Origin of the sequence: Aureimonas sp. OT7 (assembly GCF_014844055.1) — a bacterium.
Classification (GTDB): domain Bacteria; phylum Pseudomonadota; class Alphaproteobacteria; order Rhizobiales; family Rhizobiaceae; genus Aureimonas; species Aureimonas altamirensis_A.
The window spans coordinates 2653550-2674127 of sequence record NZ_CP062167.1; the positions used below are offsets into that span (position 1 = coordinate 2653550).

Genomic DNA, 20578 nt, shown 5'->3' on the forward strand with positions numbered 1-20578 from the left:
CTTCAACCTTCTTCCGCGAAATAGAGCTTGATGCCGTCCTGCCTGAGGGCGTCCGCCCTCTCCTGTGGCAGGGCGGCGGATGTGACGACGCCGTCGAAGACGTCGAGATCGGCCAGACGATGCAGGGCCGTACGCCCGAACTTGCGATGATCCACCATCAGGTAGCGCGATGCAGACGAGGCGATCATGCCGCGCTTGACCTCCAGCACCTCCTGGTCCTGATGGAAGGCGGTCCGCCCGTCTATGGCCGACGACGACAGAAAGGCGATGTCCGCCCGCAGCTCGGCGATGGACTTTTCCGTCAACACGCCGAAGAAGCCGTTGAACTTCTTGGAAAAGCTGCCGCCAAGCGCGATCAGCTCGATGCCGGGCTGCCCCGACAGTTCGACGATGACCGCCAGATTGTTGGTGATGACCGTCAGCGGACGGCATTCGACGAGATGCGGCGTGATCATCTGCGAGGTCGAGCCGTCGTCCACCATGACGATCATGCGCTTCTCGATGAAGCCGGCGGCACGCCGCGCGATCATCTGCTTTTCCTTCGCAGCGACGCGGGCCCGATAGCGGAAATCCGATTCGAACTGGCCGCCCGCCTCGATGGTGGCCCCGCCGCGAATCTTGCGCAGCAACCCGGCGGATTCCAGATCGTCCAGATCGCGATGAATGGTCATGGTGGACACCTCGAAGGCGCGCGCCATCGATTCCAGAGAGGCGGCCCCCTCGCGGATCAGAAGCTCGATAATCTCGTGACGACGCTGTTCCGGCCTCATTGGTGGCCCCGCCCCTCCATGCGGAATGAACCTAACATTCACACTGTCAAATTCAACATCATTTTTGTTATTTTGAGGATCAGCTTGTTATATCTGTGCAAGGCCCTTAATCCCGGTATGCCATGCCGGCATCGCCAATTTCGCCGATCGACGAGGAGACATCTTTTGGCGCGCATAACACTCAGACAGCTGCTCGACCACGCTGCCGAAAACGCCTATGGCGTGCCGGCCTTCAACATCAGCAACATGGAACAGGGGCTGGCCATCATGGCCGCCGCGGACGAAACGGGCTCACCCGTCATCCTCCAGGCCAGCCGGGGCGCGCGCGCCTATGCGAACGACATCGTGCTGGCCCGGCTGATCGACGGCCTCGTCGAGCTGTATCCGCACATTCCGGTCTGCATGCATCTGGACCACGGCAACACGGTCGCGACCTGCGTGACGGCCATCCAGAACGGCTTCACCTCGGTCATGATGGACGGTTCGCTGAAGGCGGACGGCACCACGCCGGCGGACTACGCCTACAATCGCGACATCACCCGCAAGGTGGTCGAGATCGCCCACTCCTCCGGCGTGTCCGTGGAAGGAGAGCTGGGCGTCCTCGGCTCGCTGGAAACGGGCATGGGCGACCAGGAAGACGGCCACGGCGCAACGGGTACGCTGTCGCACGACCAGCTTCTGACCGATCCGGAAGAGGCGGAGCGCTTCGTGGCCGAAACCGGCGTCGACGCGCTGGCCGTCGCGATGGGCACGAGCCATGGCGCCTACAAGTTCAGCCGCCAGCCGGACGGCGACGTGCTGGCCATGGGCGTGATCGAGGAAATCCACAAGCGCCTGCCCAACACGCATCTGGTCATGCACGGGTCTTCCTCCGTGCCGGTGGACCTGCAGGACGTCATCAACGCCCATGGCGGCGCATTGAAGCCGACCTGGGGCGTGCCCGTGGAAGAGATCCAGCGCGGCATCCGCCATGGCGTGCGCAAGATCAACATCGATACCGACCTGCGCCTTGCGGTGACGGCGGCGGTCCGCAGCGTCCTGTGGAACGATCCCGCCGAGTTCGATCCGCGCAAATACATGAAGCCGGCCATGGACGGCATGCGCAAGGTCTGCGTTGCGCGGTTCGAGGCCTTCGGCACCGCCGGGCAGGCCGAGGCGATCCGGCCGCGCGCGCTGTCGGCGATGGCGCGCCAATACGCCTGAGGCATGGACCTCGCGTCCCTTCTGCCGCCGGAGGTTTCCCCGGTTTTCGGGCTGGCCATCATCGTGGCCAGCTTCCTGACATCCGCCCTGACGGCGGCACTCGGGCTTGGCGGCGGGCTTGCCATGCTGGCGATCCTCGGGCTGGGCCTGCCATCGGCCAGCCTGCTCGCGGTTCACGGCATCGTGCAGCTTGGATCGAACGCCAGTCGCGTCGCCATCCAGCGCCGGTTCATCGCCTGGCCCCTCGTGCTGTGGTTCTTTCTGGGCAGTGTCGCGGGCGTCGCCATCGGCACCCCCATCGCCGCGGCGATCCCCGAGACGGCCGCGAAGCTGGCTCTCGGCCTGTTCATCCTGTGGTCCGTCTTCGGCGCCCGCCCAAAACCCGAACGCATGGGCCGTGCCACCTTCGTCGCCGGCGGCGCGATCACCTCGATAGCAACGATGATCGTGGGCGCCACCGGCCCTCTCGTCGCCGGTCTTCTATCGGCACGCGGCCTTGTCAAACAGGCGCTCGTGGCCACACACGCCACCTGCATGGTGGTGCAGCACGGGCTGAAGATCATTGCCTTCGGCCTGATCGGCTTTTCCTATGCGCAATGGGCCCCTCTGCTGGCCGCCATGATAGGCACCGGGGCACTCGGCTCGCTTGCGGGCACGATTGCGCTGGACAGGTTGCCGGAGCCGATCTTCCGCCGGGCCTTCAAGATAACCATGACCCTGTTGGCGCTGCACATCATCTACGGCGCCGTCGCCTGACGGGTCTTCAGCCGCGTCCCCGGTAAGGCGGCACGCCCTGGTCTGGAATCCAGACGTCGCCCGGAACCGCGCCCGTCTGCCAGAAGACGTCGATGGGGATGCCGCCACGCGGGTACCAGTATCCGCCGATGCGCAGCCATTCGGGTTCCAGCAGATCGACCAGCCGACGCGCGATGGAGATGGTGCAATCCTCGTGGAATGCGCCGTGGTTGCGGAACGCGCCGAGATAGAGCTTCAGCGACTTGCTTTCCACCAGCCACCCGGACGGCACGTAATCGATCACCAGATGGGCGAAGTCCGGCTGGCCCGTCATCGGGCACAGCGACGTAAATTCCGGGGCGGTAAAGCGGACGCAATAGCGGATGCCGGCCTGCGGGTTTGCCACGCGTTCCAGCACGGCCTCCTCAGGACTCGCCGGCAGCGCGGTCGGCTGTCCCAGTTGCGTCAGGTCGTTGTAGATATCGCTCATCGTCACTCTTGCAGTCCGTTGGCCTACCGCTCTACGCGGAAAACCCCGTTATGGGTGTAATCGCGGACGAGGTCCACGCATCGTCCGTTCCAGTGATAGGCAAGATGCCGACCCTGTACGGGCGCCGATGCGCAGTCTGGATAAAACAGCGCGACGCACTCCCCGCCCGGCTGCCGGACGCTGGGATAGCGCAAGCCGTTGGACCCGGCGGCGCGCAGCCTTGCCGCGGCATCCTGTGCCTGGGCATAATCGTCCGGGTGCAGCAGGGCGGCATCGGCCTGCGGGTCCACCATATGCAGATCCGCATCGACATCGAGAACGATTTCCCGAAACTGGTTGGTCCAGCTTTCGGGTTCGTCCGTCGCGGCCATGAACCGCTCATGATGGTGAATGGTCTCGGCCAGCGCCACCTCGAACCGGTCCGCCACGTAGAGAACGCCGTAGCTGCCATTGGAAAAGCGGCTCTGCCGGTCTTCCGATACATGCGTGAACGGCGCCATCAGATAGGATGCGCCCGCGCCGCCGACGCGCCTGCCAGGCGGCACGCGCTCGACTTCGCCGAGGCGCTCGGCAAGCCGGGGGTTGGTCTTCTGCTCGGCGGCCATGATCGCCGGCCAATCGGCGGGATCGGCGATATCCTCGAACAGGTGGATCGGCGGGAAGATGCTGCGAATGATGCGGACCGCCTTAGCCCACCGCGTTTTCACGACCCTCACCAGCCACCGCGCTCCGCGTCGATATAGCGGCGAACGCGGATGAGGTCGGTCAACTCTCCCCGCAGCATCACGTCCAGCGCCGACATGCCGCCAAAGGCCGCATTGGGCGCATTGATCCATGCGTATACACGCGGAGAGTCACCGAAGATCAGCCGCAGGCCCTTGTGAATCCCCATCAGGTTGGACAGGCGCGCCTTGCCGTCCCGTCCAAGGCGCCCCGGGCCGTCCGCCTTCCAGCGGCGGTAGCTGCGCAAGCCCAGGTCCAGCAGCACCGCGGCCTGTTCATCGGTCAGCCCCCACCGCGAGAAAAGCCGCACCGCCGCCCGGAAGCTGGCCGCCGCTTCATCGTCGGTTATCAGCGGCGAAGCCTGCGCCAAACCCACCACATCGACAGGTGTCAGCCGTACCATGGACGTCCCTTCAATGTCATCTGGCATCAATATAAACATTAAATGCCATTTGGCAATACGAGACGGACTTTAGAACCCGGCGGCCATCCCATCCTTTCGTGGGTCGGACCCGGCGATATAAACCTCACCGACTTTCCGGATCAGTTGCGCCCCGCCGAAGCCGAAGCCTGCGGTGTCCGGCTCGACCGTCAGGCGATGGCCCATGTCGGCCAGCCTCGAAACGGTGTGCGGCCGGGTCGTCGCCTCTATCGCGACATCCAGCCCGGCAATGACACGCCAGCGCGGCGCATCCGCCGCCATCTGCGGGTCCTGCCCCCAGACATGGGTGCGCAGCATCATCTGCACATGCCCCTGGGCCTGCATCGGGCCGCCCATCAGGCCAAAGGCCATGGAGGGTCCATCGGCCCCCATGACGAAGCCGGGAATGATCGTATGGAAGGGGCGCTTGCCAGGGCCAACCTGGTTTGGATGCCCGGCTTTGGTGGAGAAGCCGAAGGCGCGGTTCTGCAGGCTGATACCGGTGCCCGGCACCACGACGCCGGATCCGAAGCCTGCGTAGTTGGACTGGATGAAGGACACCATCATGCCATCCGCATCGGCTGCGGCAAGGCAGACCGTGCCGCCGTCACGCGGGGCGCCGACGGGATATTCCCGCGCCCGTGTCCGGTCTATGAGCGCGGCGCGCGACGCCAGATAGGCCGGATCGAGGAGGTGCGAGGCCGTGACCTCATCCATCGACAACTGGTCGGCCACGAAGGCATGGATATCCATGAAGGCGAGCTTCATCGCTTCGATCTGCAGGTGCAGCGCCTCCGGCCCATCGGGGTCCAGATCCTCGATGCCGCTGCCCTTCAGCATGCCCAACGCCATCAGGGCCGCGATGCCCTGCCCGTTCGGCGGGATCTCGTGCAGCGCGGCATCGCCGAAGCCCTGCTCGATCGTGCCGCACCAGTCGTTCGTGTGGGCCGCCATGTCCGCGGCGGTGATGGCCGCGCCGTGTTCCGTGGCGAATGCCTGGATACGCTCGGCGAGCTCTCCGCGATAGAAGGCCTCGCCGCGGCTTTCGGCGATCAGCCGCAGCGTGCGCGCCATCTCCGCGCTGCGGAAGATTTCACCGGCCCGGGGCGCACGGCCTTCGGGCATGAACGTCTGCGCAAAACCCGGCTGGCTGTGCAGCTCTGCGGCGCCCCGGCGCCATTGCTCGGCGATGATGGGCGATACCGGGTACCCCTCTTCCGCATAGCGGACTGCCGGCTCGAACAGCTCTTCGAAAGGCAGACGGCCGAAGCGTGACGACAAGTCCACCCAGGCGGAGACGGCCCCCGGCACCGTCACGCTGTCGAAGCCGCGACGCGGCATCGCGCCCAGCCCGGCAAATCGCTCGGGCGTCCAGCTTGCCGGCGAGTGGCCGGATGCGTTCAAGCCATGCAGCGACACCCCATCCCACAGAATGCAGAATGCGTCGGAACCCAGACCATTACCGGTCGGCTCCACGACCGGCAGCGTAATGGCCGCCGCAAGCGCGGCATCGACCGCATTGCCGCCGCGCCGCAGCATCTCCAGCCCGGCAGCGGTAGCCAGGGGTTGCGAGGTGGAAACCATCTGCCGCGCCATGACGGGAGAGCGGCGCGACGCATACGGATTGCCAATTTCAAGCTGCATTTTCATCCTGTCCGATCGTCAGTGTGTCGGGCACGCCGTCGGAAGCCTCCAGGGCGTTCTCGATGGCCTTCAGTGTAGTGGTGTAGTGCGCCGTCAGCGCGGCAGAGGCGGCTTCGATATCGCCGGAAAGGGCGGTCTTCATCAGCCTTTCATGCTCCGCTTCGCCATCCCGGGGCTCGCGGCGAACGGCATTGGAAACGGAGATGTAGCGCTGCGCATGGTCGGCGAGCGTGTCGCAGAACTCGACCAGCCAGGGGGAATCGCAATTGCCGATCAAGGTCTGATGAAATACGCGATGCGCCCGCTGCCACTGGGCATGGGCTTCCGGCTCGGCCGACCAGGCAAGGCGCGACAGGCGGTGGAAAGCCAGCACGAGGCTATCTTCCCACGCGTCGCTGCGCCGCTTCATCGATTCCTCCAGGGCACGCGTTTCCACCCAGCAGCGCGTGCGCACCAAAGCGCGCCATTCCTCCAGCGCGACGGCCGGCACCCGAAAGCCGCGCTGCTCGTATCGGTCGACCAGCCTTTCCGTCGACAGCCTGGACAACGCCTCGCGCACCGCGCTTCCCGATACGTCGAAACGCTCGGCCAGCGCATCGATGCGCAGGCGCTCCCCCGGCCGCAGTTGGGCTCCGAGTATGTCCGCCCTGAGGGAATTGTAGATCGATGTGGCCAGGGTGAGCTTCTCTCCCGCCGCTTCCTTCTTTGCCATTCGCACCAAACCCGCCTGCTTGTCGCTTTCCTCGTCCATCGGCTTGTTCATAGCGCGTCAGACGGCTTTTTTGGGCATGGAATTCGACGATCGGTGCCAGAAGACGAACCTGTTCTGCATCCAGCTGACGAGCCCGAACATGGCAAGCCCAATCAGGCTGAGGTACAGGATCAGGGAAAAGACGCGCGGCGTATCGAGTTGCGAGGCCGCGACCCGGATGAGTTCGCCGAAGCCTTGCCCGCCGCCGAGGAACTCGCCGGCGATGGCACCGGAAACGACGCTGATGGACGCGATCTTGAGCCCGGTGAAGAATTGCGGAAGCCCTGTCGGTATCTTCAGCTTAACCAGCGTCTGCCAGCGCGTCGCCCCGATACTCTGGAACAGCATGCGGGAATTGGCATCGGCGGCATGCAGCCCGGCCGCCGTGCCGACGACGATGGGAAACACCGAGATAAAGGCCGCAAGCGCCAGCTTGGACGAGATCCCGAAGCCGAGCCATGCGACGAAAAGCGGCGCAAAGGCGATCTTCGGCATGGTATCGATGGCCACGATGTAAGGCATGATCGCCCGCTCGCCGAACGTCGTCTCGCCCACGACGACCCCCAGGAACACCCCGATGCCTACGGCAAGGACGAAGCCCCAGATCACCTCCTGAACGGTGATCCAGAGCGCCGGCAGCATGTAGTTACCGGAGGCGAGGCCCTTGCCGACGACCCACAGGTCGGCGATCACGGCGAAGGGGGATGGAAGGATGAGCGGCGAGACGATGCCCGACGTTGAAAACAGGTGCCAGGCCCCCAGAAAGGCCGCCAGCACCCCGATCAGCAACAACGAACGCGGCGTGGTGGCCGACCATGATACATCCTGCCGCCAGACGGTGTGGGCCGGCTCGGCGGCCGTATCCTGAGGAAGAACGCTCACAGGAATGCTCCCTTGTCGAGTAGATCTCTGATGGTCGAGACATAGGAGCCGAAGGCCGGTTGCGACGACATCTCCAGCGTTCGTGGACGGGGAAGGTCTATGTCGATTGTGCGGATGACCCTGCCGGGCCGGGCCGACATGACATGGACCTTGTCGGACAGAAGCACCGCCTCCGAAATGGAATGGGTTACCAGAAAGGCCGTTGCCCGCCGCTTCATACAGACCCGCTGCAGTTCCAGGTTCATGAAATCACGGGTGATCTCGTCCAGCGCGCTGAACGGCTCGTCCAGCAACAGTACTTCGGGCTCGCAGACGAGCATACGGCACATGGCGGCCCGCTGCGCCATCCCGCCCGAAAGCTCCGACGGATAGGCGGTGCCGAAGCCCTTGAGACCCACCAGCTCCAGCAGCGCTTCCGCGCTGGGCCGCGCGGCGGCTGCGGCACGCTTGCCGTCGCGCACCTCGATCGGCAGCAGGATGTTTTCGATGGTGGTGCGCCAGGGAAACAGCGTCGCCTGCTGGAACATCATGCCGATATCCGGACGCGGTCCCAACACCGGCCTGTCGGCCAGCATGACCTTGCCGGCCGATGGCGGAAGCAGGCCCGCCATGATCTTCAGAAGGGTCGTCTTGCCGCATCCACTGGAGCCGATCACCGAATGGAACTCACCCCGCGCGAGGGTCAGGTCCACATCCTGAAGGGCGACGACATGCCCGTCGCCGAAGGTCCGGTTGACACCCTGCAGGCGATAGACCGGGCGCGCCTCCGCCGCCATCATCGGTCGGCATTCCAGGCCGGCACGAAGGCGTTCGTATAGGCCGCCTCGAGATTATCGACGGGCTTGTCGAGGTCGCCCGACGCCACCAGGGTGTCGTGCCAGCGCACCCAGGCTTCGGGGCGCTGGTAGCCGAAGCCCTGTGCCTCGTCCTGCGGAGCCGTGAGGTCGAGATAGGTGTCCATCAGGGCTGCCGCAAAATCCGGGTCGTCGAGCTGCTGCGGATTGCCGACAAGCGCATTCTGCAAGGTCTTCTCGCGGTTCTCCGGCGCAAAACCGAAGCGGCTTCCTTTCACCAGGGCGCGCCCGAAGCCTTCGATCGTCTCCGGATTGCTTTCCAGGAAAGCCCGTGTCACCGCGTAGCCATTGCCGAAATAGGCCTTGAACTCCGGCGGCGTCAGCATCTTGAGGTCGACACCGCGCAGCCGCAGCGTCGCCACACCTGCCGTATCCGAGACATAGGCGTCGATGGAATCCTGCATGAAGGCGGCAACGGCCATGCCGCCCTCGCCAACCGTGAGGAAGCGGAAATCCTCGCCTTCCTTCATGCCCTGTGCATCGAAGATGGACCGGGCGAAGGCGACTTCCGCACCATCGGCGGTTCCGACGCCGATCACCTTGCCGCGCAACTCCTCGACGGAGGTATAGGGTGCGTCGCCCTCGACCACGATGTTGAACTGGCTGCTGGTGAAGGTGTTGTAGATGTAGACGATGTCTTCGCCGCCCTCCCGCGCATTGAGGACCGGCGCAACGCCGGGATGCCCGATCTGCGCCTGCCCCGCCAGAAGCGCCTGGATCACTTGCGCGGAGCCGTTGACGCTCTGCGCCTGGACCTCGATCCCCTCCTGCGCGAAATATCCTTCCTGGATGGCGTTGTAGAAGGCGTAGTAGCCGAGCCCGCCCGGGCTCGGAAAAACGACCGTCAGCCGGGTGGTCTCGGCCTGTCCGGCCACGGGAAACGCCAGCGCGGCCAGGAGCGTACCGGTGGCGAGAAGACATCTGCGGGAAATCATAATGCCAGTCCCCTATGATGCGGTGTGTCGGTGAACGACCCTAGCAACGCATCAAAGACCACCGACTGTCAACGTAAAATCGATTTTATTATATAATGTGATTTTTTATCGATTTTTGTCGACAGATGGAGTTGGGGCCGCTAGCGTTCCGGCATCGTGAACGAAATCCGGATCATGTCATGCTGAACGCACCCAAGATGGTCGTCCCCGCCCCCGCACAGCCAACGCTGCCCGTCATCGGAAGCCATGATCGCTATCCTGTCCGGCGGATCTACTGCGTCGGGCGCAACTATGTCGCGCATGTCCGCGAGATGGGGGGCGACGAGACACGCGACTTCCCGCTGGTGTTCCAGAAGCCGCGCGACGCGGTGGTGCAGTCGGGCGAGACGGTGCCCTATCCGCCTGGGACCGACGATTTCCATTACGAGCTGGAGTTGATGGCCGTGATGAAGTCGGGAGGCTATGACATCCCCGAATCCGAGGCGCTGGACCATGTCTTCGGATACGGCATCTGCCTCGACATGACGCGGCGGCGCGTGACGGGGCAGCCGGACGCCCCGCGCCTGCCATGGGAGATGAAGAAATCCTTCGACCATTCGGCGCCCTGCGGGCCCGTCTACCCCGTATCGGAGGTCGGGCATCCCTCGTCCGGCAGCATCCGCCTTGCCGTCAACGGCAGGGTGCAGCAGGATTCGGACTTGTCCCTCATGATCTGGAAGACACCCGAGATCATCGCGACGCTGTCGCGCTATTTCTCGCTTGAGCCTGGCGACGTCATCATGACCGGCACGCCCGACGGCGTCGGCCCGGTGGTCACCGGAGACGAACTCGTCGGAACGATAGACGGACTGGGCGAACTGCGTATTACCATCGGCTGACGTTACCCTATGGGCATCGCCGCGTTCCACGTGGCGATGCCCCCGATCTTCAGATGTCCAGTTTAGCGCGCATGTCTTCCAGGCGCCGCATGGCGACGAGCCCGTCATGAATGTCCGGCGCCGGGGTATCGGCGCCGGCAAGAGCCGGCAGTACATCCGCGAGCAAGGCGTGATAGCCCTTGTAGTCCTCGTTTGCCGCAGCCGTGAAATTGGGTTTCCACGTCAGGCTGTCGCTATCGTCCGCAAGCGTTGCGCCAAGATCGTCCACCTTGAAGGGTGGGTTGCGATGCCAGCGGATTTCCACCACGTCCTCGACCTCTATGCGCTGATGGTCTCCCATGATCTCGATGCGCTCGACCGGTGTGCCGCGCGACTGGATCGTCCCCATGGCGATGGTTCCGACGGCACCGCATTCGAAGTCGAACTGTGTATGAAAGAGGATGCGGCCGGGTGTCTTCTCAACCTTGCGCGCCTCGATACGCCGTACCGGCGAAACAAGGAAAGAGACAAGGTCCATGTAGTGCACGCAGTGATGCAGCAGGAAGCCGGTATAATCGACGTTACCGGCGAAATAGCCGGGTGCGGTCATGTAATAGCCCGTCAGGCCGAGCACGTCGCCGAAACGCCCCGAGCGCAGGATATTGGCAGCGATGCGATTGCCGACCGAATAGCGTTTCATGAAGCCGACCAGCAGCGGCTTGCCGGCCTTCTCGGAGGCGCGGGCCAGTTGCTCCGCTCCGGCGGCGCTTCCGCTTGGCGGCTTCTCCATGAAGACGGGCAGACCCCTTTCCAGCGCGGCGAGGCCGAATGCCAAATGCTGGTCCGGCCCGACAGCCATGCCGATAGCGTCTATGCCGGGGGTGGCAATGAGGTCCATTGCATCCGAATGCAGCGTGCGCACGCCGAACTGCCGTCCGGCGGCGGCCAGCCGCGCTCCGTCTACGTCGCATAGGGCGACGATTTCCACATCATGCCGCACGAATTGCGGCAGCAACATCTGGGTGGCGTGAACGCCACAACCGATCCACCCGATTTTCAGTGTCATCGTCTGTAACCTGCAAGCTGGAGGTGCGAACGGATGAAATCGACGCTGGCCGCCAGCCGGTCGCTTTCGTCTTCATGCGGCGCTCGCCACTGGGCAAAGGGCACGCCAAACCTGTCGTCGTCGCGCCGGAACGGCTCCAGCGATACCGGGCCGGCATAGCCGACCTCGCGCAGGGCGCGACAGACGGGGACCCAGTCGGTGGCGCCCGTGCCGGGAAAGCCACGATGGTTCTCGTTTGCCTGGAAATGGCAGATCCGCGGGCCGGCCAAAAGGATCGCCTCTGCGATCGAGGCCTCTTCCATATGCATATGGAACGTATCCAGCATCAGCGCGACGGCGGGATGGTCCACCGCATCCAACAGTTCCATCGCCTGTTGCGTGGTGCAGAGGACGTCGCTTTCGAAGCGGTTCAGCGGCTCGACCGCCAGCATCACGCCGGCCTTTGCCGCATGCTCGCCCGCTGCCCGCAACCCCTTTACGGCATGGTCCTTGCGCGCTTTCCGCTGGTCTTCGGAAACGGGCTGGGGCGGCCGCCCCGCAAACACCAGCGGATTGCCGGTCAAGGGTCCACCGACGATCGTCGAGCCCATCGCCGCCGCGACATCCGTGGCATAGCGCAGATAATCGACCCCGGCCGCCCGTGCCGATGCATCGTCGGAGCAGAGGTTGCGTTGCAGGTTCACGCGCGCGGCCAGCACCACGCCAAGGCCGGCATCCTTCAACGCCCGCGACGTCTCAGCGGGGTCGAGCTCTCCCGGTTCGGGTACCAGCAGCTCGACGAAATCGTATCCGAGCGACTTCATCTTATCGAAGAACGGAAAGTGCTCCGCCGTGAACGGACGTGCATATTGCATGGAGATCAACCCGATCGGGTTCATGGTCTCGATTTCCTTCAAGCCTGGATGGATGTGTTGCGGCATGGGCTCAACCCTTCACCGCGCCCTGCGTCAGCCCGCCGACCAGACGGCGCTGCACCAGCAGGAACAGAAGTGTCGCGGGCAACGCGCCGACGACGCCACCGGCGGCAAGCAGCCCCCACTCGATCTGGTATTCGCCGATCAGCGTCTGGATGGCCACCGTGACGGTACGCACGTTGCGGCCGCCAAGCGTAAGGGCATAGAGGTACTCGTTCCACGCCGTGATGAAGATGTAGATCCCGGTGGAGATGATGCCCGGCACGGCCAAGGGCAGGATCACCCGCCGCAACGCCTTCAGCCGCGAGCATCCGTCGATCATCGCCGCTTCGTCCAGGCTCTTGGGGATGGCGTTGACGTAACTCGTCAACATCCACACCGCAAAGGGTATGGCCGTCGTGGCGTTGGCGAGGATCAGCCCGACATGCGTATCGAGAATGCCGATCTTTCGCATGATGATGAACAGCGGCAGGATCAGCAGCACGACGGGGAACATGTTGACGAGCAGGAACTGCAGCATCAGCGCCCGGCGGCCAATGAAACGGAACCGCGAGAACGCGTAGGCAGCCGTAACCGACACCACCAGCCCGACGACGACGGTGCCCAGCGCCACGATCAGGCTATGGCCCATATTGCCAAGAAACGACGTCTGCTCGATCAGCCGCGTGTAATTGTCGATGCTCCATCCCTGCGGCGTCAGCGCCACGCCGCGCGCGGCGATATCGGCAGACGGCGTCAGAGACGTCAGGATCAACCACAGGAAGGGGCCGAGGGCAATCAGCACGATCGCCAGGACAGGCAGGTGAACGGTCAGGAGCCGGGACAGAAAGCTTGCACGGTTCATTTTTCGACCTCCCGCATGGACCGCGCAATGTAGAGCGCAACCACGACGCCAAGCAGGATCGTGAAGGTGACCGCGATCGAGGTTCCGTAGCCGAAATCCAGGTTCTGCCGGGCCTTGATGAAGGCGTAGAGCGGCAGCGTATAGGTGGCGTAGCCGGGTCCGCCGCCCGTCATGACGAAGATGACGTCCATCGAGTTGGCCACCCAGATGATGCGCAGCAGGCCGGCCGTGGCAAGGATAGGCGCGATGCCCGGCAGCGTGATGTGGCGGAACTGCCGCCACGCGCTGGCGCCGTCGATCGACGCCGCTTCGTACTGGCTGCGCGGAATGCCTTGCAGGCCAGCGAGGATCATGACCGTGAAAAAGGGGAAGCCCTGCCAGACCAGCGTTGCGATGACGGCGTAAAGCGCCTTGTCCGGGTCGGCCAGCCAGGGAACGGCCGTCTGCAGAATGGACAGGTAGATAAGAAGATCGTTGAGCACGCCGGTGGTGGGATCGTAAATCCACCGCCACATCAGCGCTATGACGACGCTCGGCAGCGCCCAGGGTATGATCACCAGTGCACGGGCAATGCCGCGCCAGGCAAACTCCTTGTTCAGAAGCAGCGCCGCAACGAGGCCGAGCCCCATCTGCAGGGGCACGGTCAGGCCGATCCAGATGCAGGTCTGCCAGAGGGCGGTCCAGAAGACAGGATCGCCGAACAGGGCGACATAGTTTCCAAGGCCCACGAAGCGGCTAGCATTCGGACGGAACAGGACCAGCTCATAGAGGCTCGTCACCACCGCTTCCAGCATCGGCATGAAGACGACGACGAAGGTTACGATCAGCGCCGGCGCCAGGAGCGCATAGGGCATGATACGGTGGCGAATGGAGCGGCGCGGACGCCGCTCCATCGCATCGAGTTCCGACAGCGCCGTCATTACTGGAACAGGCCCTGAAGCCGCTGCATCATCTGTTCGGAGGTGATCTGCCCGGTCAGCGCCTGCTGCATGGCCGTCTGCCATTCGGTATTGACGAAGTCGGCGGTGGCCGATGTCTGCGGCAGGACATGCGCGAAGGGCAGCGACTGCACCGTGGCGTCGACGAAGCGCTTTTCATGATTGGTCCAGTTTTCCGATCCGCTGCGCGTCACCGTCATCTGGTTGGTCGCCTTGACGAAATCGACGTTGTTCTGCCCTTCCGCCAGGAAGGATATCCATTTCCAGGCCGCATCCTTGACGCTGGAATTGGCGAAGATGGCAAGGGATTCATCGCCGTAAGACGTCCAGGCCGTACCATCGCACGCCGGTACCGGGACGGCGGACACCTTGTCGCCAAGCGCGGCGACGAGGTCGTTCGACGAGCCGATATGGTGGATCGTCATGGCCGTACGCCCGGCCTTGAACGCGCCGATGATCTCCTGGAACCCGTCATTGGGCGCCGATGGCGGGATGGACTTGTCCTCCCGGAACATATCGACCAGCCATTGGTTTGCGGCGATCGCCTCCGGCGTATCGAGCCCGCCCGGCTCCAGCCTCGCCCCGCGCGACATCACGAAGGTACCCCACTGGTCCCAGCCGCCCTTGCCGCCACGGAAGCCGAAACCATAAGTATCGCCGCTCGACAGGGCCTTGGCGGCCACGCGAAATTCGTCGCACGTCTTGGGGGGCTGGATGCCGGCCGCTTCCAGCAGGTCTGCACGATAGTAGAGGTACAGGGTCACATACTGGATCGGCAGGTAATATGCCTCGCCATCCGGCCCCTTGTTGAGATCCAGCAACCCGTCCAACAGGTCCGCCTTGCCGGGCCACGCATCGATCTGCGCGCCGATCGGCTCCAGCATCCCCATTTCAAGCAGGCGCGGCTGCGCGAACAGCTTGACCATCGCCGCATCCGGCGCATTGCCGCCGATCAGCGCAGTGTACAGGTTGTCGTAATAGCTGTTCCACGGAATGTTCTCGGCCTCGATGGTGATATCGGGGTTGGCCGCCTCGAATTTCGCGATCAGCTCGCTCATCGGGTTTTCCGGATTGTCGAAATGGTACCAGAACCGTACGGTCTCGGCCGCGTTGGCCGGCAGGACGGTAGCAAGCACCGCCCCCGTTGCGATGGCCGACAGCATCAGTTTGCGTAGCATGACTTGTATCCTCCCAGATCAGTCCAAAGGTTTGGCGCGTCCTCAGGCGTGCGCGCGTATGAAAGCCCCCGCATCGGCCAGCACCGCGCGGGCTTCCGGCAAAAGCAACGACATCTGCAGAAATCCGTGCACCACACCTGAAACGATGTGCAGGCGCTCCACTCGCCCAAGCTCGGCCAGACGGTTTGCGAAGGCGATGCTGTCGGACAGCAGCGGATCGATGCCGGCAGCCACCAGATGCAGCGGCGGCAGCGCCTTCAAGGCCTGGTCGTGGGCCTTTAGCGGGGCGATCAGAGGGTCGTCTCGCAACGCCGCGTCCGCCACGTACCAGTCCCAGTAACGCTGCATCTTGCCACGCGTCAGCCCGGGCCCTTCGGCAAAGAACCGGTAGCTTTCGCTGTCGAAATCGGCGTCGTAGACGCCGTAGAACAGCAGCGCGCCGGAAATTGCGTCCGCCCCGTCAAGCAGCATGGCCGCCAGCGCCAGGTTGGCACCGGCGGAATCGCCGGCCAGGAAGAGCGGCCCGGGCACGACGCCATGGCCGGCGACGACCTGCATGCCCCGCCGAATACAGGACACCACATCTTTCAGCCCGGCAGGAAACGGGTGCTCCGGTGCCAGCCGGTACGCCGGCAAGGCGACGGCCATGCCGGAAGCCACGGCAAGCATGCGCGCGCACCGCTCGTGCGTGGCCGGGCTGCAGAACGCGAAGCCACCGCCGTGCACGTAAAGAACAAGGCCCGGTCGCGCCCCATGCGGCACCAGCAGCCGCAACGGCACATCCACGGCGCCAAGCGGCCCGTCGGACGGAACGATGAGATCCGACACCACCGCCATTTCCGGCAGGTCGACGTTCCAGCGCGCATTGGCCCGCTCTACTTCCGCCCTGCCCGCCGAGGGCTCCATCAGGGTGACGTCCGGTGCGGGGCCCTCCGCTGCCAGCACAGCGGAAACCTCGGCCATGCCGGAAGACAACGTCCGGTTCATCGAGGACGTCATGCGCCCATCTCCGGGAAGACGGCCGGGCCGAAATCGACGATGGTGACGATGTGATGATCCAGCGCGCGCGCCGCCTCCTCTGCGTCGCCCGCCTCGACGGCGGCAACGATGGGCGCATGCCGCCGGGCCGTCTGCCTGAGATCGCGTTCGGCGGTGGTGCTCCGAGAAATTTTGAAGCGGTGGTTGTGCACCAGGCAGCGATGCAGGATCGTATCCAGCGCCGGTAGCTCCGCATCTGCAAAGAGGCGCCGGTGAAAATCCCTGTCGAGCGAAGCCAGCTCGAGTTCGTCGCCAGCTTCAGCCGCCGTCTCCATGGCTTCGGCCAGCATCCGAAGGTCCGCGACAAGCGACCGGCTTCTGCCGGCGACCGCGCGGCGGATGCCCCGCCCCTCGATGGACCGGCGAATACGAAACAGCTCCACCGCTTCGACCTCCGTGCAGGCAGAGACAACGGTGCCGCGATGGCCCTGCCGTACGACGAGCCCTTCATCCTGCAATTGAAGCAGCGCCTCGCGGATGGTGCCCTGGCTGCAGGCGAAGCGCCCCGCCAGCTCCAGCTCCGTCAGCGTCTGGCCCGGCCCGAGATCCCCCAGCATGATATCGCGCTTGAGCGCGCTCAGCACCGCATAGGACTTCATCGCCGTGGCACGCCGCGCCCTTGTTTCGAGAGCGATGTTCATCGCCACGCACCACCTTCCTTGCCCTTGTAGATCGATATCGTTATCGATAATGATAATCAAGATCAAGGCCGATATCTCGGGAGGGTTCGGAACATGTCCGCCATCGCACTGCAGAACATCCGTAAGACCTACGGCTCGGTGGAGGTGATCCATTCGGCATCGCTGGAAATCGAGAGTGGGGAGTTCATCGTGCTGGTCGGCCCCTCGGGCTGCGGGAAAAGCACCCTCCTTCGTATGGTCGCGGGGTTGGAGGAGATCACCGGCGGGGAGCTGTTCATTGCCGGCAAGCCGGTCGGGCATCTGCCACCGGCCGAGCGCAACATCGCGATGGTATTCCAGGATTACGCGCTCTACCCGCATATGAGCGTGAAGGAAAACATGGGCTTCGGCCTGAAGATGCGGGACACCGCCGCGGCCGAGATCGACAATCAGGTCGGCCAGGCAGCCGATATCCTCAAGCTGGACGAGTTGCTGGAGCGCAAGCCGGCACAGCTTTCGGGTGGGCAGCGGCAGCGCGTGGCCATGGGTCGCGCCATTGTCCGCCATCCGGACGCATTCCTGTTCGACGAGCCGCTATCGAATCTCGATGCTGCGCTGCGGGTGGAAATGCGACTGGAAATCGCCCGTCTGCACCGCCGGATGCGCGCCACGACCCTTTACGTGACGCATGACCAGGTGGAAGCCATGACACTGGCCGACCGGATCGTGGTGATGAACAAGGGTCATATGGAACAGGTCGGCGCACCGATGGACCTGTATCTCAAGCCGGAGACGCTGTTCGTCGCACGCTTCATCGGCAGCCCGACCATGAATACGCCGACACTCAAGGCACGGCCCGTCGCTGGCGATGGCATAAGCATCGCCCTTCCCGGTACTTCGCTGACACTGCCCGTGTCGCGTCGGCTTCCCGGCAGCGAGGTCGTCTTCGGCATTCGCCCGGAAGATCTGCGTGTCGTCGATGGCGGTGACACCGCTGGCTGGTTCAGCGGGGAGATCTCGATGGTCGAACGGCTGGGCAGCCAGACGTTCGGCTATCTCGATACCGAAATCGGCATGATCACCGTGCAGTTTCCGCGCGGCTCCACCGTTGCCACGGGCGATCGTGTATCCGTTGCCGGCGATCCTGCGCATGTTCATCTTTTTGACCCGCAAAGCGGGCAGCGCCTGTCCTGAGCATCAGGCGGCGGCCGGCTCGTCTTCCGTCTCCCGCGTCTTGCGCTTGCGAGGCTGGACGAGAGGTTCGGGCCGGGGCTCCACCAGCATCGTATCGTTGCCGACCATGATGCCGCCCTGGGCCTGCGCCAGAAGCCTGTCCTCGTCGCGCTGGCGGATGTCGGCCGTCACTTCCTCGACGTCCACGCTCGTCATGCCCAGCATTTTCAGGCCCGCTCCGCCGAAGACGATGGCCGATTCCAGCGTTTCGCGCAGCTCGAAGTCCACCCCGGCCTTTCGCAGCCGGATCGAGTGCCCCCTGTCGTAGGAGCGGGCGAGAACCCGGGCATTGGGGAAATTCTCGCGGATCAGTTCGACCATGCGGTCGGCCTCCACCGGCTTGTCCACGCACAGCATGATGATATCGGCGGTGCCCGCCCCTGACTGGCGCAGGATGTCCAGCCGCGTACCGTCGCCGTAAAATACCTTGAAGCCGAACTTGCCGGCCTCGCGGACCCTGTCCGGATCGTTGTCGATCAGCGATACGTCCACGGCCTGCGCCAGAAGGAGCTGCGAGGCGATCTGCCCAAACCGCCCGAAGCCGATCATCAGGACGCGCCCCTTGAGGCCATCGGGCTCTTCCACGCCATCCAGCGAAACCGCATCGTCCTTGAGCAACCGATCGGCAAGAATGGTGATGAGCGGCGTGAAGGCCATGGAAAGAATGATGACCGTGGCGAAGATCGCGTTTTCCGGACCGGATATCACGTCGCCGCCGACGGCAGCCGCATACAGCACGAAAGCGAATTCACCACCCTGGGCGAAGATGGAAACGCGATGCAACGCCTGCACGTTGGTGGAGCCGAAGGCGCGTGCCACGACATAGATCCCGATGGACTTGACGATGACGAACAGCGCCAGAAGCGCCAGGATCATCGGCCATTGCGCCGCCACGACCGCGAGGTCCAGCGACATGCCCACCGCAAGGAAGAACAGGCCCATGAGAAGCCCCTTGAAGGGCTCGACATCGGTTTCGATCTGGTGCCGGTAGCTGGAGCCGGACAGCATGACGCCGGCCAGGAAGGCGCCCATTGCCATCGACAGGCCGACGAATTCCATCAGGAGCGCCGAGCCGAGCACCACGAGCAGGGCCCCGGCGGTCAGCACCTCGGTCGTGCGGGAGCGCGCCAGCAGCGCGAAGAACGGGTCCAGCAACCAGCGCCCGGCCGCCACGACGAAGGCTACCGCCGCGACCGGCGCAACGAAGGACATGAGCGTCAGACCTTCGCCTTCGGCGATACTGCTTGCGCCGAGGAAGGCGACGATGGCCAGAAGCGGCACGATCATCAGGTCTTCCAACAGCAGGATGGACACCGATTGCTGGCCGGTCGGCGATGCCAGTTCGCCGCGCTCCTGCAGGACCGACATGATGACGGCCGTGGACGAGAGCACGAAGCCGGCGCCGGCGACGAAGGCGACGGGCAGCGAAAAGCCCAGCAGCATGGCGGCGCCCGTCAGGAGTGCGATGCACAGCACGACCTGCGCCAGTCCGAGGCCGAAAATCTGCGTTCTCATGGCCCACAATTTGTGGGGGCGCATCTCCAGCCCGATCAGGAACAGGAACATCACCACGCCGAGTTCGGAAATATGAAGGATGGTTGCGGGGTCGGTGAAAATTCCGAGAATCGATGGCCCGACCAGCAGGCCGCCGGCGAAGTAACCCAGCACCGAACCCAGACCCAGCCGCCTGAACAGCGGCACGGCTATCACCGCCGATGCCAGAAGAACGACAGCCGGCCCGACCGTCCCCGACAAACCTGCTTCCGCCATGCCTGACCCCACTCGCACATGAACCCCTGGCGGCGACTATGGCACGGCTGGCCGCGACAGCACGACCGTTAGTTGCTGCCATGCCGCAGGAATCTGGCACGTCGATTGCATGATCGAATAGGCAACACAAAAGGTCCATCCGATGTCCACCACCGCCGCACCGCACGAGGGCAACACGCTCTTCCCCCTGGTCCTGTCCATCGTGGCAGCAGCCGCGACGGGCGTGCTCTGGGCCTATGCCAACCCGATCCAGCTCGTGCCGGGCGTCATCCAGTGGCGCATCTTCGCTTTCCTGCCACCGCTCGTCGGCATCCTTCTGGGTTGGAAAAGCGGTTTCATCTGCGGCTATCTCGGTACCATCGTCTGGTCTCTTCTGGCCGGAACCTTCATTCCCGCCCATTCGCTGATCGTCGACGGGATCATGGTGGGCCTTACGGGGCTGGTTCCCGGAATGCTGTTCGACCCGGCCCGCACCCGGTTCGACGTGCCGGCCCTGGTCAAACTTGCGGCAACCTGCCTGATTGTCGGGCTGGCCATGGTGGTTGCGGTGTCCGCCAGCCTCGCCTGGCTCGGCATATTCCCGTTCTGGTGGGCGGTCATGTATCTCGGCCTTTCGGATATCGTGCCGATGCTGATCGGAACGCCGCTTCTGGTGCGACCGGCCATCAAGCTGCTCAAATCCGCTCATCCCGGCAGCTTCGCGCGCTTCTGA

22 protein-coding genes are annotated in these 20578 nt (G+C 64.2%); 5 read left to right on the forward strand and 17 right to left on the reverse strand.

Annotated elements, in window-relative coordinates:
• Positions 1-2: 2 nt before the first annotated feature.
• Complete coding sequence (locus tag IGS74_RS12660) at positions 3-770, reverse strand: DeoR/GlpR family DNA-binding transcription regulator (protein ID WP_192386570.1); 768 nt, start codon at positions 768-770, stop codon at positions 3-5.
• Positions 771-935: 165 nt separating this feature from the next.
• On the opposite strand from IGS74_RS12660, the gene fba reads away from it, so the two are divergent.
• Positions 936-1973 carry a class II fructose-bisphosphate aldolase gene (fba, locus tag IGS74_RS12665; RefSeq protein WP_192386572.1) on the forward strand — a complete coding sequence of 346 codons (1038 nt, stop codon included), beginning with the start codon at positions 936-938 and terminating at the stop codon, positions 1971-1973.
• Between the two features lie 3 nt (positions 1974-1976).
• Positions 1977-2729, forward strand: a complete 753-nt coding sequence (locus tag IGS74_RS12670) for a sulfite exporter TauE/SafE family protein (RefSeq protein ID WP_192386574.1) — start codon at positions 1977-1979, stop codon at positions 2727-2729.
• Positions 2730-2736: 7 nt separating this feature from the next.
• On the opposite strand, the gene queF is transcribed toward IGS74_RS12670, so the two are convergent.
• From queF to IGS74_RS12710, 8 genes are all read right to left on the reverse strand, one after another.
• Entirely contained in the window at positions 2737-3204 is a 468-nt protein-coding gene (queF, locus tag IGS74_RS12675; RefSeq protein ID WP_197057512.1) for a preQ(1) synthase, read from the reverse strand.
• 17 nt (positions 3205-3221) lie between these two features.
• Entirely contained in the window at positions 3222-3917 is a 696-nt protein-coding gene (locus tag IGS74_RS12680; protein ID WP_206688256.1) for an RES family NAD+ phosphorylase, read from the reverse strand.
• Positions 3911-4324, reverse strand: a complete 414-nt coding sequence (locus tag IGS74_RS12685; RefSeq protein WP_192386576.1) for an MbcA/ParS/Xre antitoxin family protein — start codon at positions 4322-4324, stop codon at positions 3911-3913. Before IGS74_RS12685 ends, IGS74_RS12680 begins: the two co-directional genes overlap by 7 nt.
• 69 nt (positions 4325-4393) lie before the next feature.
• Positions 4394-5986 carry a gamma-glutamyltransferase family protein gene (locus IGS74_RS12690; RefSeq protein WP_192386578.1) on the reverse strand — a complete coding sequence of 531 codons (1593 nt, stop codon included), beginning with the start codon at positions 5984-5986 and terminating at the stop codon, positions 4394-4396.
• On the reverse strand, positions 5976-6737 hold the full coding sequence (locus IGS74_RS12695) for a GntR family transcriptional regulator (protein ID WP_246722546.1): 762 nt from the start codon (positions 6735-6737) through the stop codon (positions 5976-5978). Before IGS74_RS12695 ends, IGS74_RS12690 begins: the two co-directional genes overlap by 11 nt.
• 18 nt (positions 6738-6755) lie before the next feature.
• Positions 6756-7619, reverse strand: a complete 864-nt coding sequence (locus tag IGS74_RS12700; RefSeq protein WP_245283043.1) for an ABC transporter permease — start codon at positions 7617-7619, stop codon at positions 6756-6758.
• Complete coding sequence (locus IGS74_RS12705; protein WP_192386582.1) at positions 7616-8398, reverse strand: ABC transporter ATP-binding protein; 783 nt, start codon at positions 8396-8398, stop codon at positions 7616-7618. The genes IGS74_RS12700 and IGS74_RS12705 overlap by 4 nt, the downstream gene beginning before the upstream one ends.
• Positions 8395-9408, reverse strand: coding sequence for an ABC transporter substrate-binding protein (locus IGS74_RS12710; RefSeq protein WP_192386584.1), 1014 nt, complete (start codon positions 9406-9408; stop codon positions 8395-8397). Before IGS74_RS12710 ends, IGS74_RS12705 begins: the two co-directional genes overlap by 4 nt.
• A 179-nt stretch (positions 9409-9587) precedes the next feature.
• Between IGS74_RS12710 and IGS74_RS12715 the strand changes: the two genes are divergently transcribed.
• Positions 9588-10286 carry a fumarylacetoacetate hydrolase family protein gene (locus IGS74_RS12715; RefSeq protein WP_039193893.1) on the forward strand — a complete coding sequence of 233 codons (699 nt, stop codon included), beginning with the start codon at positions 9588-9590 and terminating at the stop codon, positions 10284-10286.
• Between the two features lie 49 nt (positions 10287-10335).
• Here the strand turns inward: IGS74_RS12715 and IGS74_RS12720 are convergent, their stop codons facing one another.
• The 7 genes from IGS74_RS12720 to IGS74_RS12750 are packed head-to-tail and all read right to left on the reverse strand — an operon-like array spanning position 10336 to position 16884.
• Complete coding sequence (locus IGS74_RS12720; protein ID WP_192386586.1) at positions 10336-11331, reverse strand: Gfo/Idh/MocA family oxidoreductase; 996 nt, start codon at positions 11329-11331, stop codon at positions 10336-10338.
• Positions 11328-12209: a sugar phosphate isomerase/epimerase family protein gene (locus IGS74_RS12725; RefSeq protein WP_192391784.1), complete on the reverse strand. Its 882-nt coding sequence runs from the start codon at positions 12207-12209 to the stop codon at positions 11328-11330. Before IGS74_RS12725 ends, IGS74_RS12720 begins: the two co-directional genes overlap by 4 nt.
• A 46-nt stretch (positions 12210-12255) precedes the next feature.
• Positions 12256-13089, reverse strand: a complete 834-nt coding sequence (locus IGS74_RS12730; protein ID WP_192386588.1) for a carbohydrate ABC transporter permease — start codon at positions 13087-13089, stop codon at positions 12256-12258.
• Positions 13086-14009 (reverse strand): sugar ABC transporter permease, encoded by a 924-nt coding sequence (locus tag IGS74_RS12735; protein ID WP_039193885.1) that lies wholly within the window; start codon positions 14007-14009, stop codon positions 13086-13088. Before IGS74_RS12735 ends, IGS74_RS12730 begins: the two co-directional genes overlap by 4 nt.
• Positions 14009-15205, reverse strand: coding sequence for a sugar ABC transporter substrate-binding protein (locus tag IGS74_RS12740; RefSeq protein WP_246722548.1), 1197 nt, complete (start codon positions 15203-15205; stop codon positions 14009-14011). Before IGS74_RS12740 ends, IGS74_RS12735 begins: the two co-directional genes overlap by 1 nt.
• A 42-nt stretch (positions 15206-15247) precedes the next feature.
• Complete coding sequence (locus IGS74_RS12745) at positions 15248-16204, reverse strand: alpha/beta hydrolase (protein WP_206688163.1); 957 nt, start codon at positions 16202-16204, stop codon at positions 15248-15250.
• A complete protein-coding gene (locus IGS74_RS12750) occupies positions 16201-16884 on the reverse strand; it encodes a GntR family transcriptional regulator (RefSeq protein ID WP_192391787.1) in 684 nt (227 codons plus the stop codon). Before IGS74_RS12750 ends, IGS74_RS12745 begins: the two co-directional genes overlap by 4 nt.
• Before the next feature lie 93 nt (positions 16885-16977).
• Here IGS74_RS12750 and ugpC point away from each other — a divergent pair, with 93 nt between their 5' ends.
• Positions 16978-18057 carry a sn-glycerol-3-phosphate ABC transporter ATP-binding protein UgpC gene (gene ugpC, locus IGS74_RS12755; protein WP_192386590.1) on the forward strand — a complete coding sequence of 360 codons (1080 nt, stop codon included), beginning with the start codon at positions 16978-16980 and terminating at the stop codon, positions 18055-18057.
• 3 nt (positions 18058-18060) lie between these two features.
• Here the strand turns inward: ugpC and IGS74_RS12760 are convergent, their stop codons facing one another.
• Positions 18061-19866, reverse strand: coding sequence for a monovalent cation:proton antiporter-2 (CPA2) family protein (locus tag IGS74_RS12760; RefSeq protein WP_192386592.1), 1806 nt, complete (start codon positions 19864-19866; stop codon positions 18061-18063).
• 142 nt (positions 19867-20008) lie between these two features.
• On the opposite strand from IGS74_RS12760, the gene IGS74_RS12765 reads away from it, so the two are divergent.
• Entirely contained in the window at positions 20009-20578 is a 570-nt protein-coding gene (locus IGS74_RS12765) for an aminotriazole resistance protein (protein ID WP_192386594.1), read from the forward strand.

What these genes read in the sequence shown, in the direction of transcription:
- IGS74_RS12765 (WP_192386594.1), top strand. Translation starts at nt 20,009, where the DNA reads ATGTCCACCACCGCCGCACCGCACGAGGGCAACACGCTCTTCCCCCTG.
- IGS74_RS12760 (WP_192386592.1), bottom strand. Translation starts at nt 19,866, where the DNA reads ATGGCGGAAGCAGGTTTGTCGGGGACGGTCGGGCCGGCTGTCGTTCTT.
- IGS74_RS12690 (WP_192386578.1), bottom strand. Translation starts at nt 5,986, where the DNA reads ATGCAGCTTGAAATTGGCAATCCGTATGCGTCGCGCCGCTCTCCCGTC.
- IGS74_RS12695 (WP_246722546.1), bottom strand. Translation starts at nt 6,737, where the DNA reads ATGGACGAGGAAAGCGACAAGCAGGCGGGTTTGGTGCGAATGGCAAAG.
- IGS74_RS12715 (WP_039193893.1), top strand. Translation starts at nt 9,588, where the DNA reads ATGCTGAACGCACCCAAGATGGTCGTCCCCGCCCCCGCACAGCCAACG.
- IGS74_RS12710 (WP_192386584.1), bottom strand. Translation starts at nt 9,408, where the DNA reads ATGATTTCCCGCAGATGTCTTCTCGCCACCGGTACGCTCCTGGCCGCG.
- IGS74_RS12685 (WP_192386576.1), bottom strand. Translation starts at nt 4,324, where the DNA reads ATGGTACGGCTGACACCTGTCGATGTGGTGGGTTTGGCGCAGGCTTCG.
- IGS74_RS12740 (WP_246722548.1), bottom strand. Translation starts at nt 15,205, where the DNA reads ATGCTACGCAAACTGATGCTGTCGGCCATCGCAACGGGGGCGGTGCTT.
- IGS74_RS12660 (WP_192386570.1), bottom strand. Translation starts at nt 770, where the DNA reads ATGAGGCCGGAACAGCGTCGTCACGAGATTATCGAGCTTCTGATCCGC.
- IGS74_RS12750 (WP_192391787.1), bottom strand. Translation starts at nt 16,884, where the DNA reads ATGAACATCGCTCTCGAAACAAGGGCGCGGCGTGCCACGGCGATGAAG.
- IGS74_RS12670 (WP_192386574.1), top strand. Translation starts at nt 1,977, where the DNA reads ATGGACCTCGCGTCCCTTCTGCCGCCGGAGGTTTCCCCGGTTTTCGGG.
- IGS74_RS12720 (WP_192386586.1), bottom strand. Translation starts at nt 11,331, where the DNA reads ATGACACTGAAAATCGGGTGGATCGGTTGTGGCGTTCACGCCACCCAG.
- IGS74_RS12735 (WP_039193885.1), bottom strand. Translation starts at nt 14,009, where the DNA reads ATGACGGCGCTGTCGGAACTCGATGCGATGGAGCGGCGTCCGCGCCGC.
- IGS74_RS12705 (WP_192386582.1), bottom strand. Translation starts at nt 8,398, where the DNA reads ATGATGGCGGCGGAGGCGCGCCCGGTCTATCGCCTGCAGGGTGTCAAC.
- IGS74_RS12730 (WP_192386588.1), bottom strand. Translation starts at nt 13,089, where the DNA reads ATGAACCGTGCAAGCTTTCTGTCCCGGCTCCTGACCGTTCACCTGCCT.
- IGS74_RS12725 (WP_192391784.1), bottom strand. Translation starts at nt 12,209, where the DNA reads ATGAACCCGATCGGGTTGATCTCCATGCAATATGCACGTCCGTTCACG.
- ugpC (WP_192386590.1), top strand. Translation starts at nt 16,978, where the DNA reads ATGTCCGCCATCGCACTGCAGAACATCCGTAAGACCTACGGCTCGGTG.
- IGS74_RS12745 (WP_206688163.1), bottom strand. Translation starts at nt 16,204, where the DNA reads ATGACGTCCTCGATGAACCGGACGTTGTCTTCCGGCATGGCCGAGGTT.